The organism is Lysobacter firmicutimachus, from assembly GCF_037027445.1.
In the GTDB taxonomy this organism is placed as follows: Bacteria; Pseudomonadota; Gammaproteobacteria; order Xanthomonadales; family Xanthomonadaceae; genus Lysobacter; species Lysobacter firmicutimachus.
Genome location: NZ_JBANDL010000002.1, coordinates 492,127 through 508,650, shown reverse-complemented (window position 1 = coordinate 508,650; position 16,524 = coordinate 492,127). Strand labels below are relative to the sequence as shown.

The following is a 16,524-nucleotide window of genomic DNA, read 5'->3' as shown; positions in this document are numbered from 1 at the left end:
TCGCTACCGAGCCTGACCCTTCCGCTCGAACTGCGTTTGCGGCGGTCTGCGCTCCGGAAGTGCTTGTGACTGCACCACCGATTGCTACGGCATTGGAACCCGTCGCGAAGCTGCCGAAACCCGCTGCCGTAGACCCCAGCCCCGATGCCTCACTATCGATCCCCAGCGCCGTTCCCCATTGGCCGGCCTTCGCCTGAAATCCGAAGACACTTCCGCCATGGCCAGTAACTTTCGAGCCTGACCCAAACAGGGATACCGCATTGAAGCCGCCCCCGTCAGCGTTGCAGCCGGTGACTATCGAGTACTCTCCGCTGCCATTAACGATGGGATTTTGATCGGTGTAGCCCGGATCCCGACCCGGCGTCGAGGGGCCCCATGTGCCGGCAGTGCTACACGGATTAGGAGCCAAAATCGAAGCCTCTGCCGTTGCTCCTTGCAGGGCGAGTATCGCTACCGAGGCGGTTAAAGTACGGCGCACGCACTTCTTGCCCGCTTTCGCCAATTCAGAAGCCACCACCCAGGTCCCCAGGCGCTTGCTCCACACCTTGCAGTAAATGAAGTTCATCGGTTCTTTTCCTCTCGCCGTCCCGGCGAATCGATTTTCAAAAACATGAATACCGATCCCGGACCGATATTCGCCCGCGGTTGAAACGCCCCCTGAAGGGCGAACCGTGTGATGGAGGGTTTTGAAAGCCGACTCGTTCGAGAGGTCGAACCGAACTGCACGTTGCCCGAATCGAAAACCTGCGATCGAATCGCGGCGGCGGTCAGCCGATCGGCGGTGCTGCTGTCCCTATGGCGACCAGACTAGGGACACGCGGCACATTGGGCTTGCGAGGAGATATCAATCTTTTGTGATTTCTTTGCCGCGCCGGGGCCGTTCCGGCACCCGGCCTCCGCGGAGCGCTGCCACCCCGCAGCCACAGGCCTTCTCGGCTTTTAATTCAATGATTTATGGCACAGTCGAGAGAGCCCGATCGCGCCCATAAAACGAGACGCAGAACACTTTTTTCGGCGAAATGAGAAAAAAAAGATCCTCAGCCGCAAGCATTCGGGGCGGCAGAAGCGCGCAATCGGATGCGTCCGAAACGTCGCGCGCGGGATCGCAGCGCCGGCCCAACAAAGGTCGGGCCCAGGCCGCTTCACCCCCCGTCCGCCGGGGCCGAAGTCCCGGTTGCGCCGTTCATGCGCCGACCCGGCGCGAGCGCCTCCACGAACCCGACGAGACCGTCATGACCGAGAGCGAATTCGAAACCTTTATGACGTCCTTGCGCGACCCAGGGACCCCGCATATCTCGCCCAAACGGGTAATCAACGTCCTGGGCATCCGCGCCAAGGATTTGACCGCGATATCCAACCCCAATGGCAACGTCATCATTCGCGATAATCAAAGCACCGCGAAGATGCAGCGCTGCCTGCGCAATCTGGCGCGGATATTCTCGGCGGCGCGGGCCAACCACGAGAGCCCGGAGCAGATGGTGTACTGGTTCATGAACTACCCGCTGCCGCAGTTCTATTACCGCACCGCGTTCGAAATGTACGCCGCCGCGCGCACCGAGGAACTGTTGTCGTTGTTGACCGCGAACCTGTACGAAACGCGCGGCGCGCACCCGGCCTGAGCCGGCCGCGGGCCGCCCCCGGATGGAACTCGTACGTTCGGCGAATGTCGGATTGGCCCCGATAAAGGGCCGCGCTGGTTTCAGCGCACCACGGCAGCGCGCGGGGCGTCGCCCGTCCCCAGCAGCCAGTCCAGGCGCACCCCACGCATGCCGGTGCGGGCGACCAGGGATTCGCGCTCGGCCAGGCCGCAATCGCCGTCCAGCGCGTCGGGTTCGAACAAGGGGTGCGACTCGAGCTCGGCGACCACGTCGCCCAGTTCGCGTGCGCGCCGGTGCAACCGGCCGGCCAGAGCGCTGGCGGCGACCGCATCGCCGCGTTGCCGGGCATCGATCGCGGCCAACAGATCCAGCCGGCTGACGATGCCCCACGCATTGTCCGGGATGGCCTGCCGCGCTTCGCTCGCGAAGCGGCGACTGTTCTCCCAGTCGCCGCGCGCCGCTGCGTTTTCCGCCTTTCCGGTCAGCACCAACGCAGTCAACAGGGTGTAGCCGACCGAACTCACCGCCGGAAGCACCTCGGCATAAATCCGTTCGGAACGTTCGAGCTCGCCCAGGCGGGTGGCGATTCGCGCTACCTCGATGGCATTGAGCCAGCGGTCGGGGGTCATCCTGGCCATCGATGCCTCCGCCTGGTGCAACAGCGCCCTCGCACGCGGCAGATCGCCCGCCGCCAGTTCCATGTAGCTGCCGACCGCCGGCGCATAAAACTGCACCGCCCACCGCTCGCCTTGCCGGCAACGCTCCAGCGCCTTGCGCGCCTCGGCCATGCGTCCCAGCGACAGCAGCAGATCGGTACGCACGCAAGCGATCTGTGCGAGCGCTTCGGACTCGCGCTGCCCGGGCACGGCCTGCGGCAACAGGCGCTCGCTCGCCTCGACGATGTCCAGGGCGCGCTGGGCGTCTCCGCGAATCAAGGCCAAGGCCGCGGCGAACTGATCGGAAAACAGGCGGGCGGTGCCGCGAAGGTCCAGGCGCCGCTGCCGCCGTGCCATTTCGTCGGCGCTGTCGAACCGCGCGGTCAATATCTCGATGTTCAACAGCCGCGTATTGACCGCCCCCATCAGGACGGGGTCGCCTGCCGCGGTCGCGGTGGCCGAAGCCTGCAGCAGACGCGACCGGTACGATTCCGCATCGCCGGCAATCGAATGCTGATCCGCGTTGGCCAACAGGATGGCGACTTCCAGCCGCCGATGGCCGCCGGCATTGGCGCGCGCCAGCAGCACGTCCAGTTCGGCGTCGGTCGCGGGCCCGGGCGGGTCGGCCGTACGTGCGAGATAGGACGCATACAGTTCGCCGGTGGTGTCGCCGGCCAGCCGATACAGTGTCGCCGCCTGTTCGAAGGCGGACGCGGACTTGCGCTCCGGATCCTGGAAATCGTCGGCCTTTCCGCGCAGTATCCAGGCGCTCGCCTGCTCGGAGGCCCAACCGTCTCCCGCACTGCGGGCCAACTGTTGCGCCTGGAGCGCCATCGCCCGCATCCGCGCCGGATCGCCGAGATGCCCGTAGGCCTGTGCCCGCAACAGGCGCTTGGCGATGCGCACGCCCAGCGCTTCGCTTCGTCCGGGCGCGTCCGCCAGGTGAGTCAGCGCGCGTTCGTACTGCCCGGCCAGGATCAACAGTTCGGCCAGCTTGAGGCGATAGCCGGTCTTGTCCGGATAACGGTCGACCAGGGCCTGATAGAGAACCAGGGCTTTGCCGGCACCGCCGATTTCCATGGCCTGTTGCCGGGCCTCCAGCGATGCCACCGCCTCGGTGGGCGATCCTTGAAGCAGTTGCGCAGCGACACGCTGTTGTTCTCTCGCCGCCGTGGCTTGGCTGAGCTGGCTCAAGGCGTCGGCGAGCTGCAAGCGCACCAGGGCGAAACGCGGCGCAAGCCGCACGATCTCGGCTCCAAGCCGGCTCGCCGTCATCCAGTCGCGGCGGTCCAGCGCGCGGGCGAACCCCTCGTAGCGCTGAGCGGCGTCCGCACTCGCCTCCAGCGTCGGCCAAGGCGCGGCACGCTCGGGCAGCAAGCGGGCGACGATCCGGCGCGAAAGCGAATCGACCAGCGCGGGCATGTCGGCCGGGTTGCCGGTCGCGCTGATGCGCTCTTCCTTGCCGCCGTGAATCAGCCGCGCGTGCAGCTCCCACTTCGTCGGGTCGTCGGAGGACCGCACCGAGGACAGGAAGACCACGTCGATCGGCGCCGTTCCGATTCCGCTGGCCACATCGCCTTCGCGCAACACGTTCGCTTCCGGCAGGCTGTCCAGCTTCCACGCCAGCCACTGCTGCAACAGCTTCGCCGGCCACGACGAGCCGCTTCCGTCCTCCACCATCACCAGCGCCACCGAGCCTGCATTGCGCGGCTGCGCATGCCGCCAAACCATCAGCGACGCCGTCGCCACGGCGATCAGCGCCAATACGGCGGCCAAACCGACATAGCGACGCCGGCGATCAGGCCGCGCCGCGGGACGCTCCGCCTCCGGATTCGACGTCGGCAACGCGGCCTGCCCGGATCGGTCGGCCTCCGCCGCCCTGGCCGCGAGCGTGTCGCCGCTCGCGTCCGCCACCGGCGATGCGGTATCGATCGCCAACCCGGCTTCGGGCGCGGTGTCGCGCTCGACGACCGGCGGCGCCGTCGCGCGGGTGGCCGGCGACGCGGCCGGCAACCGCTCGAACCAGCGTATCGGCCCGGGCGGCTCGAACACATAGCCCGACTTGGCCACGGTGCGGATCCAGGCCTTGCGCTCCTCGCCCAAGGCCTTGCGCAGCAGCCAGACGTTCTGCGACAGGTTGGTGTCTTCCACCACCGTTCCCGCCCAGAGCCGGTCGAACAGCGTCGCGCGCGTATGCAGTTTGTGCGGCTCGCCCAGGAACAGCAGCATCAGGTCGAACACCCGCTGCGGCAGTTCCAGGCTGCGGTCGGCGAGGATCAGGCGCCGGAAGCGCAAGTCCACAGTGACATCGACCAGCTGCAGGTATCGCGCTTCGGCGGGCCAAGGCGTCGTCATCGGGCGTCCATTCTTGCGGTCGCGATCGGATGTCGCGAGATCTTGCTCAGCCGAAGCGGGATCGATCGGCTTCGGAAGTCGCATCGCCTGCTGGCGGCGGCGCGCACATCATGTGGTGCGCGACCGGCCCCGACAAGTACTGCAGGCTGAATGTACGCACGGGATTTGCGGAACGGCGCAAGCTTGCGCACATCGATGCTGCGGGAGATGGATACGGGCGACATCGCAACGCGCGCAAGGACGGCTTTTGGGTGCAGTCGAAAGCGCAGACAGGCGCTGGACCGATATCGGCGCCCCAACGACTCAAGGCAGCCCCGCCGGGCGGGGCTGCCTTTCGTTTCAGACGAAATGGTCTATGCCGCGATCAGAACTCGATGCTCCAGCTGTCGACCTTGCCGACGTCGTTGACGTAGTTGTCGCGGACCCGCAGCTTCCAAGTGCCGTTCAAGGGCTCGCTCGACAAGTTCAGGGTCGCGGTGCCGCGGACGTCGTCGGCGCTGTCGTTGCTGTTGTAGTTCTTGATCAGGTAGACGGTACCGTCGGGAGCGACCAGGTCGACCCGCAGGTCGCCGCGGAAGCTGTGCTCGATCGCCACCGTAACCTTGGCTGCGGTCGGCGCGTTGCCGTTGCGGCCGGCGACCGCGATTGGGCTTTCCACCGTCGTCAAGTCCTTGATCGCGTAGTCGGCGGCGTTGCTGTAGACCTGCGGGCCGCCGCTGGCCGCGGCGACCGTGACCGACGCCGTCTTGGTATGGGTGGCGCCGGCGTTGTCGGTGACCGTCAGGCTGACGTTGTAGGTGCCCGCGGCGGCGTAAGCGTGGCTGGGATTGGTGGCGCTGGAGGCCGCGCTACCGTCGCCGAAGTTCCAGCTGCGGGACACGATGCCGCCGTCGGCATCGGCCGAGGCGTCGGTGAACGTTGCCGTGAGGCCCGCGACCTGGGTATTGAAGTTGGCCACTGGAGCGACGTTGCCGCCGCCGGCGGCGCCGCCGATCCGGATCGCCTCGAGCACGGCCGCGTTGGCGTCCAGCGAGCCGATGCCGCAGCCGCCGGGGCAATTGGCCGCTGCGATCGCGCGGCTGGAGTCCTTCAGCGCCTGCTCGATCTGCGCCGGGGTCAACGGCCGGGCGACCGCCGACTGCATCAGTGCCGCCACCCCGGCCACATGCGGCGCGGCCATCGAAGTGCCGCTCATGAAGGTGTAGGTGGACGCGCCCTGACGCTGCGCACCGGTATTGCCCAGCGACAGCACGCCCTGCGCATCGTGCTGACGGACGCAGGTGCCCCCCGGCGACTGGTCCAGCGCCAGGAAGCGGTTCTGCGGGCTGCAGTTCTCGCCGCCCGGCGCGGCGATGTCGAGCAGGGCGCCATAGTTGGAATAGAAGGCCCGGTCTCCGTTCTGGTCCATGGCGGCGACCGCGATTACGTTGGCGCAGTTGGCCGGGGTGAAGCGCGATACGTTGAGATTGGAATTGCCGGCGGCCACGACCACGGTCGCGCCGCGCGCGACCGCGACATCGATCGCCTCTTGGTACGACGGATCGCACCCGTTTTCGCTCAGCCCGCCCAGGCTCAGGTTGATGATCTCGGCGGGATTCTGGTTGGCCGGGACGCCGTCCACCGGGGCGCCGGCGGCCCATACGATGGCATCGGCGATGTCGACCGTAGAGCCGCCGCACTTGGCCAGGGCCCGCACCGGAACGACGCGCGCTCCGTGCGCCACGCCGGCCACGCCGGTGGCGTTGTTGCTGGCCGCGGCGATGGTGCCCGCGACGTGGGTGCCGTGCCAGCTGGAGTTGCGGCCGACGCTCAGCGGTCCGCACTCGCCCGTCGCGAACCAGTCGCCTTCGTCGTTGGGGTTGTTGTCGCGACCGTTGCCGTCGCGGGCGCGGGCGGCGTCAGTGACGAAGTCGTAGCCCGGCAGCAAGTTGTTGCGGGCGTCGAGCTCGGCGTGCGGCGCGATGCCGCTGTCGACGACGGCGACCACCGTGCCGGCACCGGTTGCCCGGTCCCAGGCGGTATTGACCCGCGCACCGTTGACCCCGGAGTAGTGCCACTGCTCGCCGTAGCGGGTGTCGTTGGGCTCCATCGCATGGGTCCACAGACGGTTGACCTGCACCGACTCGACGTTGGGATCGGCCGCCAGCTGGCGCATCAGCGCTTCGGCGCCGACCCGGTCCAGAGTCTGCTCGGCGCGCACGAAGTCCGCACCGATGCCCAGGCGCCGTACGTGCTTGAGCGCCAGCAGCCGGCCGGCGATCTTGGCCCGCACGCTCTGGCGCAACGCGGCCGCCACCGCGGCGCTGTCGCGCCGCTGGGCCGAGCCGTTGCGGTACTTGACGATGAATCCGTCATAGCCCTGCGGCGCATCCAGGCCGTTCAGGTGGACCCGCCCGGCGAAGGCAGGCGCGGAGAGTGCGGAAAGCGCCAGTACCGTTGCCGCCGCCAGTGCGCTCTTGCGCACGGCGTTGTTGGACACAGTGGACATCTAGCTACCCCTCTGAAGAGATGAAAATGGCGGCCCCTGGGGGATCCGCACGCTCCGGCTCCGTTGACGGCGACTCACGCCGCGCGACCGGTGTCTCAGATCTACGGGCCGCGCACACGACCGACCATGTGCGAGATATCTTTTTTTCATCATTTCTTCTTTGGAATCGGTTTCCACCGGCCGCGATCCGCGCGCGGACGCAGCGATTAACGAATCGCGAACCTCCGGCTGCGCCCACTGGCGGCAAGCCGCGATGAGCGGGCTGCGCATGCGCCGCCGTTCGCGCGGCATCGCCGCCGGGGTGCGTCTCGTGGGGCGAATGCTTCGAGCGCGACAGCCGCGCATCCGACGGCCCGACCACGGCGGCATCGGATGTTTAGCGAAGTATGCAGATCCCGGCCGAACCGCTCGCGCGGTCGCCAACGTCCGTCAGGAGCGGCCCCAGACGCGCTCGCGCCGATTCCGGCGCATCACGCACTCGCCGTACGGATTCGTATCGTCATGGATTTCGCTGCATAGCCAGAACGCGCCGGCGACCCTCACGCGGAGTACGCCGGGGCGTCCTTGCTGCCTGCCGCGGACATACGCGTCGGCGACCGCAAGCGCCATCGGACAGGCGCGTTCGCGCCGGCGATCGGAGTTCGTCGACACGTCCAGCCCGTTCGATGCCGGGCCGCAACGCAAGGGCGCTGCATCGGCAGCAAGAGCTCCGTGTAGGCACAGCGCCACCGCCAACATCCATATCGCCGAGCGAACCCGGGAGCGGGTCCCGACATGCCCGGACCCACGCCGGCCATCCGGTCGCGGCGGAGCTCATCTTCGCCGCAAGTGCACTGCCCGGCGCGTCAGCGCCCGGACTCATCGGCAGCCGCCGCGTCGCCGCTGGCGCGCCTGACCGCTTCGAGGCATGCGTCGTGGAGCGCGGCGATCCTGCCGTCCTCCATCGACTCGCTGTGCACGATCAAAGTGACGCAAGTCGTCGCATCGCGTCCTGCCATGAAAGTGCTGTGCAGGACCTTCACTTCCACCGCGTCGGCGCAGCGCTCGACGTCGAACCCGCTCTCCGTCCAGCACGCGCCCGCACCCACGTTGTTGCCGAACAGTTCCATATGCCCTCGCTTGAAGCCGCCTTCGGAAGCGTTTCCGGTTGCTGTCGCGGCCTGCGCCCCTGGACCGGCACGACATAGCGCGACATGGCCATCCTACCGAGGAAAATGCGACGCCCATCAAGTTTGGATCATGATATTCAGAAATGAAGTAAAGCCATCACACTCGTGCCGGCGCTGCGTGTTCGAGATGCCTCCGGGCCGGATGCTTCAAACGATCGAGTCGCCCGTGGGCTGAGGAGTGGGCCCGGCGCGTCGAAACCGGATCCTTCCAGTATCTCGATCCGTTCGAAACCTGTCCTTCGCGATTGCCCGCTCAGTACGATCCCGCATCGCCGGGCAGTCGCCCGGCCTCGGGGGTGCGCTCTCGATCCTCGGCCACCAGTTACCGGACGATGCCAAGGCCGAGCCATGAACCTTCGGGCCGGGAGGGTCGGCGATTGTTCCCAGGCCGAGAGATCGCCTTCTCAAACGCGAACCTGTGCCGCAGCGTGCATCGCCCTGCCGGAGATGGCAGAGGCGACGCCGGGCCCCATCTCTTGCGGAGCCGGCTTGGCGCGGAGGCTTACGCGTCAAGAAGCCGCTTTCGTCGGCGGAGCTCAATGAGATCGCAGCTCGGCGAGATACCCGGTCGCCAACGCCAGCGCGCGGTCCAGCTCCAGAACGGCGTCTTCCGCCATCCGCTGGAACGCCGCCCCGTCCTCGTCGCCGCCGAACGCAGCGCGTTCCAACCGCCCCAGCCGCTCCCCCGCAGGCAGCTGCCCCATTTGCAGGCAGGCCGATTTCATCCGATGCGCCAATTCGCCGACCGTGCGGCGGTCGTTGCGCTGCGCCGCCTCCCGCAGCGCCCGCAAGTCCGCATCGGTGGTCCGGACATACAATTCGAGCAGGCGCCGCAAGGCCGACTCGTTGCCGCCGAGCTGCTTGAGCAGTCCCGACAGCTCGGCCGGGACGCCGTGGGTCGCCGCTGTGGCCTCGGCCGGCGCGACGCCGCGGGCCGGCGGCACCAGTTCGTAGAGCTTCGCCTTCAGGTCGTCGATCAGCAGGGGCTTGGTCAGCAACCCGTCCATGTCCAGCGCCATGCATCGCTCTCGATCGGCCGCGAGAACGCTGGCGGTCAGCAGCAGGATCTTCAGCCGCGGCCCCCCGTGCCTCGCCTCGTGATCGCGAATCCGCTCGGCCAAGCGATAGCCGTCCAGGCGCGGCATCTGCCCGTCGGTGATCAGCACGGCGTAACGGCCGGGATGCCGCTGCAGCATCGACCAGGCCTCTTCTCCGTCCTCCGCCATCTCGCAACGGAAGCCGAGCAATTGGAGCTGTCGGGACGCGACCTCGCGGTTGGTCGGATTGTCTTCGGCCAAGAGCACGATCTGGCGCTGGCCGAACAGGGTTTCGGGCGGCGCAGGCGCCTCCCAGGCAGAGCGCTGCTGCTCGTCCGGCTCGCGCCGCAATGCCACCTCGATTCCACGTATCAGCCCTGCCACGGTGACGGGACAGCCGTCGATCCAGGTCAACCGATTCGAGACGACGGCATCGGTTTGGCCTCGGCGCACGGCGACGACCGGTACGGCGGCCGATACGCTGTCGCGATCGATCAGCGCGGCATGCACCGACGGCGCCGCCCGCTTGTCGATTAGCACCGCATCGATCGATGCGGAGCCCTCTTGCTGCAACCGGGCCAGCGCCGCCTCGGCATCGTGCACGAACTCGACATCCGCGCCCGACCAACGCAGCGGTTCGTGGATGAATCGCCTGCTGTCAGTGTTCGGTGCGATCACCAGCACCCGGGTGCCGCTCAACCGCTTCGGCGCGGCCGCGTCCTCGGCGACGGCCGGAGCGGAGATCACCAGACTGAAGCGCGTACCGCTGCCTACGCGGCTCTCGCACTTGATATGCCCGTCCATGGCTTCGACCAGGCTTTTGACGATGCTCAGCCCCAATCCCGTGCCGCCGAACCGGTGGGTGGTACCGGCGACCTGCTGGAAGGGCCGGAACAGGCCTTTCACCCCCTCCTCGTCCATGCCGATGCCGGTATCGGAGACCAGCACCCGCAGCCTGCCGGGCGCCTCCAGGGCGACATCGATCGAGACGCCGCCCTGCTCGGTGAACTTGACCGCGTTCGCGACCAGGTTGGCGAGTATCTGGCGCAATCGCGTCGCATCGCCGATCACCTGCGCCGGAACATCGGGCGCCACGCAAACATCGATATCGATGCCTTGCTTGTAAGCCTGCGAACTGAAAGCGCCGGCCACGGTCTCCACCAACTCGCGAACGGGAACGCTGGCCTGTTGCAGGTCCAGCCTTCCCGCGTCGATCTTGGAAAGATCCAGCACGTCGTTGACCAAGGTCATCAGCACCGAGGTCGACTCCTTGCAGGCATGCAGCATCTTGCGCTGCTCCGAGTTCATCGGCGTCCTGTCGAGCAGATCGACCATGCCGACCACGCCGTTCAAAGGCGTGCGGATCTCGTGGCTCATGACCGCAAGGAACTCTCCGCGCTGCCGCAGTTCCCTGTAGCTGCGCTCCTGGGAAACGTCGTGGACCATGCCGGTGAATATCTCGCGAACGCCGCCCATTTGCTCCATCAGCTGGCCGCGCAGCCTGACCCAGGTCCACTGGGCGTCCGCCGCGCGCAGCCGGTACTCGAGATCGAGGTCCCTCACGTCCAGGCGCTGCAAGGCCTCGAAGGAACGCTCGACGGTGCTCCTGTCGTCCGGGTGGACCAGCGCGAGATAGTCCGCGATGTCGATCACCTCCAGCTCGTTGCCGCCCGTGTACCGGACCCCGCCGCGCTGGAAATCGATCTCCACCATCAGGCCGCCGGAAGCGGACATCGCCAGGCGCAGACGCTGGTCGCGTTCGCGCAGCGTGCTCAGGTATTCGCGGCGACGGCGGCGGCCGGCGAGCTGGGACAGGATCAGCCATCCCGCCAGCGCCGCGGCGGCCACCACATAGCCGAGTTTCGCCCACCACGTGCGCCACAGCGGCGGCTCGACTTCGACCGGCAGCAGGAACTCCCGCGCCTGCACGCCCTGGCCGTCGAACTGCCTGATCTGCAACTCGTACTTGCCCGGCGCCAGATGGTGGTAGGCGATCGAAAGATCCGGCGGCATGTCCCGCCACTGCTCGTCGAGGCCGACCAGGCGGTAGGACAACGAGTGCGAGGCCCCGAAGCTGGCGATCCGGAAGGCGATGCGCCCGTCGCCGAACGACGCCTTGATGCCGGGGAGGTTGCGGCCGAGATAGTTGACGTAGGTGGCGTCGCCGATCTCGTAGCTGCTGATGGACACCAGGCCGGGATAGGAATGGCTCAGCCGTTGGGGATCGACGCGCCACAGTCCCTTCGAGGTTCCGAAGTAGAGGCCGCCGTCGCGGCTGTTCACCGCACCCGCCTTGCGGATGGTGTCGTCGGGAATCCCGTCGACCGAGGTATAGGCGTTGAACCGCTCGACTCTGGGCAGCCAGCGGGCGATACCGCGATCGGTGCCCACCCACAGGACGCCCGCGTCATCGTTCAGCACGGTCTCGATGGTCTGGTCCGGAAGCCCCTCTGCGGCGCCGTAGCGCCGGAATCCGATCCGGCCGTCGCGACCGAACTCCGCGCGATTCAACCCCGCGCGGGTTCCGATCCATAGCAAGCCTGCGGTGTCTATGTACAGATCGAGGATGTGGTCGTCGGACAGACTGCGCGGATCGTCGGGGCGGTGCCTGTAGCGCACGGTTTTGCCCGAGTCCGGCCAATACCGGAGCAGGCCGTGCTCGGACCCCAGCCATAGCGATCCGTCCGGCGCGGCAGCGATGCTGGTCAGCACGCCTTCTGCACCGACGCCCATGCTTCGCAGCCGCTTGGCCCCGGGCGGCAGCAAGGCCAGGCCGTTGGAGTGCGTAACCACCCACAGGCCATGCTTCTTGTCCATCAGCGCCGCGGTGGTGTACACCGCGGGCCGGTCCTCGAACGGAATCCGCTCGGCGCGTCCGCTACGGCTCCAGTGCACGAGCCCCATGCCGCCGGCGATCCACAGCCCGCCCTCGCCGTCGTCGAGGATGTCGCTGATGGTGGCGGTGATGCCGGGGTAGGTCGCATCCAGGGCCCGGCTCAGCTCCGGAGGGATCGGGCTCCAACGCCAGGTCGCCGGATCGAATTCGCGCAGCTCTTCGTCGCACAGGGACACGTACAGTTTGCCCGCCGCGCTTTCGTGCAGCGCGCACACGGCGGCGGTGTTCTTGCCGGGCAAGCCGATCCGCTTGACCCCGTTGTCGGTCAGGCGAAGCCGATTGACGCCGCCGCGCGTTCCAATCCACAACGTATTGCTGTCGTCGATCGCGAGCGACCAGATCCGGTTGTTGGCCAAGCTCTGCGGGTCGGTGGCGTAGTGATGGTAGATCGACAGCTCGCCGCGCTTCGGGTCGAGCCGGTACAAGCCGCCTTGGCCGTCGATGCTGCTGGCCAACCAGAGCACTCCGCTCCGGTCCACCACCATCTCCGTCGCCCGCAGCATCGGCACGGGGGTATCGACCCGGCGCAGCGCGCCGCTGCCGCCGTGCCAACGCCACAACTGGGTCCCCGCGACCAGCCACAGTCCATCGGCGTCGGCCGCCATGCCGGTGATCGCCTGGCGATCCGGAATCCTCGTCACCGCCTCGATCTGGGCGGCGTGCGCGGCATCGAAGCGTATCGACTTGAGTTCGGCGCCGATCGCGACGTACAAACGCTCCCGATCCCGGTCGAACTCGAAGCTGGTCAGGTCTTTGGCCAGGGCGGACGGCTCCATGACCACCGAGGCCGTCCGCTGCGAGCCGGACATCCGCAGCAGCCCCAGATCCGTGTAGAGCCACAGCGCGTCCGTGCGATCGCTGCCCATCCAATCGATGGAAGTCGGCGCCCTGCCTTCCGCGGTCCGTATCGGCGTGCGCTCCAGCCGCCCGGTCGATCGGTCCAGGCGTTGCACCACGCCGTCCTGGTTTCCGATCCATAGCGCATCGGACGTGTCGGCCAGCAGCAGCGAGATCCGGCTCGCCAGCGAATCGCGCCGGTTCGGATCGCGGTCGAGGGTAAGGAAGCTGCTGCCGTCGAATCGGTGCAGGCCGTTGTTGCCGCCGACCCACACGAAGCCATGCCGGTCGACCAGCACGGTCAAGGCCCTGTCGCTGGCCAATCCCTTGTGGCGGTCGAAGAGGTCGAATACGCCTTCCCCGCCGCTTTGGTTCAAGACGATCGCCGGCAGCGGAGGTTCCGCGCGTCCGATCGGCCCGGACACAGCGTCGCCCCAGCCCGATGCGAGCAGGGCAAGCAGCAGCGCACGGGCGGCTAGCCGCAGCATGGCCACGTTATCCGATGTTCCATGGTTCGGCCGACGCACCCGAGTCGCACATGCATCTCCTAACGCAAACAAGCCGCGGTGCCCCCACCGCCGGCCCGCCGCCGCGCCCGCTCGGGGACACCCCACCCCAGGAGCCGGCCGCCGATGGACTGCGCACCTGGATCTCCCGTTCGGCCGCTACCCGCCAGGGAGCGCGCGGCCACGACCGACCGCCGCTAGCCATGCCGACGGATGAGCTCGTCCAGGCTCATCGGCGGCCCATAGAGATAGCCTTGGCCCTGCTGGCACCCCAGGGACTGGACCAGTGTCGACTCAACCTCGGTTTCCACGCCCTCGGCGACCACGACCTGTCCCAGCCGCAAGCCCAGCTCGACCGCCGACTTGAGCAACTCATAGGCCTGCGCGCTGATGGGGGCCGCCGCGACGAAGCTGCGGTCGATCTTCAGCTCGTTGCTCGGCAACTTCATCAGGAACTGCATCGCCGCTGCGCCGACGCCGTAGTCGTCGATCGCGATCCTGAAACCGCGCAGCCTGAACCGGATCAGCGATTCCAGCACCTTGGCCGGCTCGCGCATCAGATGCGTTTCGGTCACCTCCACCGTATAGCGGTCGAAGCGATCTCCCGCCGCGGCGACGACCTCCACCATCCGATCCACGACCGTGGGATTGTTCAAACTCTTCATGGACACATTGAACGAAATCCCGACATCCAGATTCCGCGCCAGCATCGCGCCGCGCCCGATCGCCGCCTTGGCGAGCACCGCTAGCGTCAGTTCGTCGATCAGGCCGATGCGCTCCGCCCCATCGACGATCTCGCACGCGGGTATGAAGCCGAGCTCCGGGTCGCCCCATCTCAGCAGCGCTTCGGCTCCGGCCAGCGTCTTGTCGGCGAGATTCACCTTCGGCTGGAACGCCAATCGCAAGGCGTCGCCGGCAAGTCCCTGCCTGATCCGGCCGGGATCGAACGGCGGCCGGGACGGCCGCTCCCGGGTCGCCCCGCCGCCGGATCTATGCCGGCGAAGAGCGCGCAACAGCGCATCGGACTCGATCGGTTTCTGCAGCGCGCCGAGCAGCGTCATGCCGCGTTCTTCCACGAACTGACGGCTCGAATCGATCACTCTGGAATCTTCGCCGCTGATCAGAATGACCGAAGGGCGGACCGCGAATTCCGCGACGCGCCCGAGCAGCCATACGCCGTCCGTTCCGGGCATGTTCAAGTCGCAGATCAGCACATCGATGTCGCGTCCGGCCGACATCTGCAGCGCCACGGCGCCGCTGTGAGCTACCGCGAACCCGGTCTCGCCGGCAGCGCGGAGCACGGCGGCCACGACCTCGGCCGTGATCGGATCATCGTCGACGATGAGTATCTCAAGGCCGCTTGAACCGTACGATGCCACCATGACCACGCAGCTCCCATCAGATGCGCCGGACAAGCTCTTCGAGATGAGGTTATCAGGATTCCACCTTGCTTCCCGCCCGTTCTGCCGCGACCGCCCGACAGCGCTCCGACCGGTCCGCGCTATGGACCCATCTATGTGCGAGCCTGTAGGGGTAGAATTCCGACCTGATCAAACAATCGCTCCCCGGCCGCGGAGTTCCGGATCTGCCCGCGCTAGCCAAGCTACCGCGTGAGCGAAGGTGAGTGAACAACACGTGACCAGATACGACGATCAAGCGGCCAATCCCCCTTCCAGTCCTTCTCCGGGTCCCAAATTGAGCACAAATCAGAACCCCATCAAGGTGCTGATTGCGGACGACCATCCGATCATTGTCGTCGCCCTGACCGAAATGCTCGGCTCTGCCCTGGGCAGCGGCAACGTGGTCGTGGATTCGGTGTCCGATGGAGACGGCCTGCTCCGGCACCTGGAGACGGAGCAGCTGGACTATCTCATTCTCGACCTGTATATGCCGGGCAGATTCAAAAGCATCGCCCTCGTGCAGGAAATCCTCGCCAAGCAGCCGAACCTCCAAATAATCGTCTATACCGGCTCGGAGCTTCCCTGCCTCGCCCTATCGGCGCTGGAAATCGGAGCGCAAGGCTTCGTTTCCAAATCCAGCGGTCCGCGAACGGTCATCGAGGCCATCTTCGCCGTGATGCTGGGAAAGAATTTCGTCGACCCCGCCATCGACGTCGTTTCCGCCAAGAGCCACCCGTGGTATCAGCTCACCACGGGCGAACAAGCCGTGGTGCTGGCCCTGGCCCGCGGCGAGAACCTTCAGGCGATCGCCATCGACAGCTCACGCAGCTACAAGACCGTCACGACCCACAAGTACAACGCCATGCGCAAGCTGGGGCTGAGGTCGAACGATGAAATCGGCCGCTATCTCGAGCGAAACGGATTGACCCACCTGATCGGCTGACCTCCCGGGTGGGCGCAGCGCCAGCGCTGCAGTGCGCCGACGTCCGACGCCAAGCCAGCGGCCTCTGCGTCGGTCGCCGGCCTGCGCACGACTCACAGCAGAGGTACGTCTTCCCGCGGATGGACCGCCGACGGGGGCGTCTTGCGCTCGACCCGCAGGCGACGGCGCTGCTGGGCATGCAACTGATCGTCCAGCAGGGACCGCAGCGCGGTGCCGCATGCGCTATTCGCGTCCAGAGTGCGGTCGACCTTGGTCCATATCCCCGCCTTGAACCAGCGCATGTAACGCACGTAGATTGATCGCCAGGGACCGTAGGCGCGCGGCAGTTCGCTCCAGAACGCGCGGTTGCACGCCACCCATACCACCGCCTCGACGAAGCGTCGGTACTTCTGCGAGCTGTTCTTCGCCCGGGTGGAAAGGTTCGGCGGAAGCGCCAGGCTTATCTTCTGCCAATCCAAGTCGCAGACCATTTCGGCGCATTGTTCGGTCGTAATCGCTTTATTCATGTCGGTAGCACCTCAAGCTTGGGCGGTGGTAAAGCCGGCGCCTCCCAGGCATCCTGAACTTCGATTGCCGTCGCCAGATTGAATAGGGGGCCGGGGCGGAATTCGGCGGAAGAACATCCATCGTCCTACTGCG

General features: G+C 66.9%; 8 protein-coding genes and 1 pseudogene. 2 read left to right on the top strand and 7 right to left on the bottom strand.

What is annotated here, in order from left to right; all coding sequences use genetic code 11:
- Positions 1-85: 85 nt before the first annotated feature.
- Positions 86-565: pseudogene (locus V2J18_RS23120) on the bottom strand (ESPR-type extended signal peptide-containing protein); the annotation flags it as partial.
- Positions 566-1,232: 667 nt separating this feature from the next.
- Here V2J18_RS23120 and V2J18_RS02145 point away from each other — a divergent pair.
- Positions 1,233-1,619, top strand: coding sequence for a hypothetical protein (locus tag V2J18_RS02145; protein ID WP_336130780.1), 387 nt, complete (start codon positions 1,233-1,235; stop codon positions 1,617-1,619).
- An 80-nt stretch (positions 1,620-1,699) separates the two neighbouring features.
- Here V2J18_RS02145 and V2J18_RS02140 read toward each other — a convergent pair whose 3' ends face one another.
- From V2J18_RS02140 to V2J18_RS02120, 5 genes are all read right to left on the bottom strand, one after another.
- Positions 1,700-4,609, bottom strand: coding sequence for a winged helix-turn-helix domain-containing protein (locus V2J18_RS02140; protein ID WP_336130779.1), 2,910 nt, complete (start codon positions 4,607-4,609; stop codon positions 1,700-1,702).
- Positions 4,610-4,973: 364 nt separating this feature from the next.
- Positions 4,974-7,097, bottom strand: coding sequence for a S8 family serine peptidase (locus V2J18_RS02135; protein ID WP_336130778.1), 2,124 nt, complete (start codon positions 7,095-7,097; stop codon positions 4,974-4,976).
- Positions 7,098-7,942: 845 nt separating this feature from the next.
- Positions 7,943-8,206, bottom strand: coding sequence for a hypothetical protein (locus tag V2J18_RS02130; RefSeq protein WP_064747592.1), 264 nt, complete (start codon positions 8,204-8,206; stop codon positions 7,943-7,945).
- Positions 8,207-8,802: 596 nt separating this feature from the next.
- On the bottom strand, positions 8,803-13,524 hold the full coding sequence (locus V2J18_RS02125; RefSeq protein ID WP_064747593.1) for an ATP-binding protein: 4,722 nt from the start codon (positions 13,522-13,524) through the stop codon (positions 8,803-8,805).
- Positions 13,525-13,739: 215 nt separating this feature from the next.
- Complete coding sequence (locus tag V2J18_RS02120) at positions 13,740-14,924, bottom strand: EAL domain-containing response regulator (protein WP_064747594.1); 1,185 nt, start codon at positions 14,922-14,924, stop codon at positions 13,740-13,742.
- Between the two features lie 253 nt (positions 14,925-15,177).
- Between V2J18_RS02120 and V2J18_RS02115 the strand changes: the two genes are divergently transcribed.
- Positions 15,178-15,885 (top strand): response regulator, encoded by a 708-nt coding sequence (locus V2J18_RS02115; protein ID WP_186442558.1) that lies wholly within the window; start codon positions 15,178-15,180, stop codon positions 15,883-15,885.
- A gap of 92 nt (positions 15,886-15,977) precedes the next feature.
- Here the strand turns inward: V2J18_RS02115 and V2J18_RS02110 are convergent, their stop codons facing one another.
- Positions 15,978-16,391, bottom strand: a complete 414-nt coding sequence (locus V2J18_RS02110) for a transposase (RefSeq protein WP_064747596.1) — start codon at positions 16,389-16,391, stop codon at positions 15,978-15,980.
- Positions 16,392-16,524: the final 133 nt, after the last annotated feature.